This window comes from Dietzia sp. HMSC21D01, assembly GCF_001815995.1.
GTDB classification, from domain to species: domain Bacteria; phylum Actinomycetota; class Actinomycetes; order Mycobacteriales; family Mycobacteriaceae; genus Dietzia; species Dietzia cinnamea.
Genome location: NZ_KV823970.1, coordinates 1 through 4,167, shown reverse-complemented (window position 1 = coordinate 4,167; position 4,167 = coordinate 1). Strand labels below are relative to the sequence as shown.

Below are 4,167 nucleotides of genomic sequence, written 5' to 3'. Positions count from 1 at the left end.
CCGCGCCCTCGACGGAACCGGGCGGGACCGCCGCCGCGGCCGCAGGCATAAGGGCAACCGGCGCCAGGGCCACGGCGAGCCCGACGGACACCGCGCGCACGGACGCCGCGCGCAGGATCCGCCGGGCCCGCATTGTCAGACCCCGGCCGGCCGGCGCCCGTGCAGCTGGTACTCGGCGAGCAGCGCCTCGCGGTCGGCGTCGGTGAGGGGCCGGTACACGTCGTCCGACTTGTCGGCGCCGCCGCGCAGGTAGACCTCGCCCGGCTCGGTCCACGACTCGCGTCGCAGGCTGGGCTTGGAGATCTTGCGGGTGGCGGTGACGGGCATCTCCTTCATGATACGAACGAACCGCGGCGCCCACTTGGTCCCCATGTCGGGCTGGGTGCGGCAGAACTCGGTGAACGCGTCGGCGTCGAACTCCACGCCGGGCTCCAGCTGGATGGCGGCCATCACCTGGTCGCCGGTGCGCGGGTCGGGCACCGGGTAGACCGCCACGACGAGCACGCCGGGGAAGCGGTCGAGGATCCGCTCGACGGGGCCGGCGGCGAAGTTCTCGCTGTCTACGCGGATCTTGTCGCCGGAGCGGCCGGCGAAGTAGAAGTAGCCGTCAGCGTCCTTGTAGCCCAGGTCGCCGGAGTGGTAAACCTCGCCGATGTTGCGCTCGGCGGTGGCCTCCGGGTTGCGGTAGTAGCCCTCGAACAGCTTGGCGCCGGTGAGGTTGCAGATCTCGCCGATCGCCTCGCCGGCGTTGGTCAGGCCGCCCTCGTCGTCGAACTCGGCGATCGGGCACTCGTTGCCCTCCTCGTCGAGGATCGCGACGTCCATGTAGGCGCCGGCCACGCCGAGCGCGCCGGGCGGGGTGTCCTCGGTGTGGCTGATGACCACGCCGCCCTCGCTCGAGCCGTATGACTCGAGCGGGGTCACGCCGAAGCGGCGCTCGAACTCCACGCGGTCGTGGACGGAGGCCTCGGTGCCGAAGACGACCCGCAGGCGCGTCTGCTTCTCCTCGGGGACCTCGGGCCGGGCGAGGATGTAGGACAGGGACCGGCCGACGTAGTTGAAGTACGTCGCGTCGAACTTCAGCACGTCGGGCAGGAAGCCGGAGGCCGAGAACTTGCGGCGCATCGCGAACGTGCAGCCCACGTACGCGGCGGGGGCGAAGGCGGCGAACAGGGCGTTGCCGTGGAACAGCGGCATCGCACTGTAGGCCACGTCGTCGCGGACGAGGCCGCGGTAGTTGATCGTGCCGAGCATCGCCATGCGGCCGGTCGAGCACATGACGGCCTTGGGCGCGCCCGTGGAGCCCGAGGTGAACAGCAGCGCGAGCAGGGTGTGGGGGTCGCGCGCGTCCTCGGGGTGCAGGCGGGGCTCGGCGCCGGCGTGGTCGGCGAGCAGGCCGCGCCACTGCTCGGAGTCGATGTCGAACGAGGCGACGGCGCCCGTGTCGAGGCCGTCGAGCAGCGCGCTGCCGTCGGCGTCGGTGAGGATCACGTCGCAGTCCACGCCGCGGATGTCGGAGGCGAGCTCGGCGCCGCGACGGGTCGGGTTGATGCCGATGATCGTGACACCCGTGAGCGCCGCGCCGGACAGCGTGAACAGGTACTCCGGCACGTTCTCCAGGAGGATGCCCACGTGGAGGCGCTTGTAGGGGTCGGGGCGCTCGGCGTAGGAGGAGGAGTACTCGTCGGACCAGACGCGCAGGATCTCCGCGCGGACGGCGGCCTCGGCCACGAACTCCCGCCAGGTCCACGAGGAGTCCTCGAACAGCAGTCCCGGGTGATCGTCGGTCGACCGCTCCAGCAGGATGTCGCCGAACGTCTCGTGCTGCATGGCGTGGCCGGGATTGAAATCTGTTCTGGTCATGAGATCGCACAATAAGCCATTGCAACCCGTTCTACGCCGGAAACGGGCGGCAACATTGACACGTGTCAACTGCTCGTGTCCGGGCGGCTGTTCTGTCGCCGTCGGGACGCTGTCGCGGAGCCTGATCGGGTAGGAACGAGGCGTGGCGCGCCGCGCGGGCGGGCCGGGATCGTGAGGGGCGTGGGATGGTGGCGGAACCGGGCGGAAACCGCAGCGTGGCATCGGGTGTCGAGGTTGGTGGCGGCATCGGTGTTGGTGTTGATGGCGACGACGACGAGGTCGGCCTCCACCGCGACGGGTTCGCGGTCGAAGAGATCCGGCTGAGCAGCGTGCACAACTTCCGGGACGTGGCCGGCCCCGGGTACGCCCTCCGGCCGTCCGGCTCGATGACCCGCGGTGTCGTCTTCCGGTCCACCGCGCTGTCCGTGGGCGAGGAGGATCTAGGGGTCCTCGAGCGGCTCGGCGTGACCGCGGTGGTGGATCTGCGGACCGGCGCGGAGATCGAGAGGCAGCCCGACGTCGTCCCCGCCGGCGCGGAGTACGTGCCGATCGACGTGCTGGGCGGGCACACGTCCGCGGCGACCCTCACCACGACCGGCCTGGTGGGGGTCGAGGAGGCCCGCCGCGAGATGGCTGAGACCTATGAGCGGTTCGTCCTGGGCGACCACGAGCGCGGGGCGTTCGGTCGCGCGATGAGCGTCCTGGCCGAGTCGTCCGGCCCGGCGATCGTGCACTGCACCGCGGGCAAGGACCGCACCGGCTGGGTGTCGGCCCTGCTGCAGCTGCTGGTGGGGGTGCGGGAGGAGGACGTCGTCGCCGACTACCTGCTCACCCGCGAGATGTCCGCGGACTTCGTGGCGGCGATCCGCGCGCACGTGCAGTCCCAGATGCCGGAGCAGCTCGAGGCGGTGGAGGTCCTCATCGGTGTGGAGGAGGCCAATCTTCGCCGCTCGCTGGACGCCCTGGCCCGTGAGTTCGGTGACGCCAGGCGCTATCTGGTGGAGGGCGCGGGCGTCGACGCCGAGGTCGTCGACGAGCTGACGGCCCGGCTCCGGTCCCGCTGAGACTCAGGTCAGGATGAGCAGTGCGCCGAGGACGCCGCCGAAGCCGACGGACTGCAGCACCACGGCGACGGTGCGTCCGACCTCGGTCCGGGCGCCGGCGTGGACGCGCGGCCCGGCCAGGGTGACGGCGAAGATCATGACCACGGCCGCGACCCCGGCCAGCGTGTCCGCCAGCCGCTCGGCCACCCCGTAGACGGCCGCGAGGCCCAGGAACCCACCGACGAGGGCGGCGGCGATGGTCGTCAGCGGAGCGGGGAACACCGTGGCGTGGCCGCTCTCGTCACCGACGAGGCCGTCGTCCGGGCGCGCGGGCTCCGCCCGGCGCTCATCCGGGAGTGCCTCGCGGTCCCGGATCATCAGACGTTCGCTCATGTCCTCGACCGTACGCATCGGCGATCGGTTCCGTCCGATCCCTCCGTGCGAGTGGTCGGACGGATGGCATTTGCGCAGGCCTGAGGCGGTTTCCTCCTGCGGAGAGGTCAGTCACACGTCGGTTCACTCCCGGCCCTCCGGCCTCGCTGGGCGCCCCCTGTCTCGGACCCACCACCGGCGCGGAGGTGGGCGTAGGATGCCCGGGGATCCGCTGGGGCTCGGGTCCGGATCGTGTGACTGCCTGGGGGGTTGACGTGGGCGCTGCGGGTGCCATCGGTGGGTGGTTCGAACCATCCGACGAGGTCGGACGGGCGTGGGACGAGGCCGAGGCGATCCTCCGCGCCTGCGATGACCTGGACGCGGTGATGGCCGCGATCCACGACGCCGACTCGCCCGTCGAGGCCCGCCGCGCACTCAAGCGCGACTTCGGTTTCACGGGACGCCAGGCCGCGCTCTTGCTCACGCTGCCGGTGCTGTCGTTCACCCGCTCGGAACGTGAGCGGCTTGCCGGCGGACGCCGCGCACGGCTGGAGCTCCTGGCCGACGTCACCGGGGTCCTGCCCGCGGTCCCCGCGGACGGCGATGTCTCGGAGCAAGCGCCCGCCGCCGCCGCAGAACCGGCCCACACCGAATCCGCCCACGCCGAACCCGCCCATCAATCACCGCCTCCCGCCGAAGTCGACCCCGCTGCCCCGGTCCTCGCGGGCCCCGATGACGGGTGGAGCGCCGAGTTCGACGGCGCGTTCGCCCGGATCAGTGGCGCGATGGCCGCGTCGTGGGGTGACGCCGCGCCCGATCCGGCTCCCGCAGACGATCTCGCCGCGCCCCGCGATCCGGCGCCCACCGCTGCCGCCCCGGTGGGGCCCTC

At 72.0% G+C, this 4,167-nt stretch carries 3 protein-coding genes and 1 pseudogene; 2 read left to right on the top strand and 2 right to left on the bottom strand.

The features are described from left to right. Nucleotides 1–135: 135 nt before the first annotated feature. Nucleotides 136–1,863, bottom strand: coding sequence for an AMP-binding protein (locus HMPREF3086_RS11165; protein ID WP_246830971.1), 1,728 nt, complete (start codon nt 1,861–1,863; stop codon nt 136–138). 215 nt (nt 1,864–2,078) lie between these two features. Here HMPREF3086_RS11165 and HMPREF3086_RS11160 point away from each other — a divergent pair, with 215 nt between their 5' ends. Next, complete coding sequence (locus HMPREF3086_RS11160; protein WP_243699798.1) at nt 2,079–2,927, top strand: tyrosine-protein phosphatase; 849 nt, start codon at nt 2,079–2,081, stop codon at nt 2,925–2,927. Between the two features lie 3 nt (nt 2,928–2,930). Here HMPREF3086_RS11160 and HMPREF3086_RS11155 read toward each other — a convergent pair whose 3' ends face one another. Next, a complete protein-coding gene (locus HMPREF3086_RS11155; protein WP_063972907.1) occupies nt 2,931–3,299 on the bottom strand; it encodes a hypothetical protein in 369 nt (122 codons plus the stop codon). A 254-nt stretch (nt 3,300–3,553) separates the two neighbouring features. Between HMPREF3086_RS11155 and HMPREF3086_RS11150 the strand changes: the two are divergent. Further along, nucleotides 3,554–4,167: pseudogene (locus HMPREF3086_RS11150) on the top strand (DNA gyrase subunit A); the annotation flags it as partial.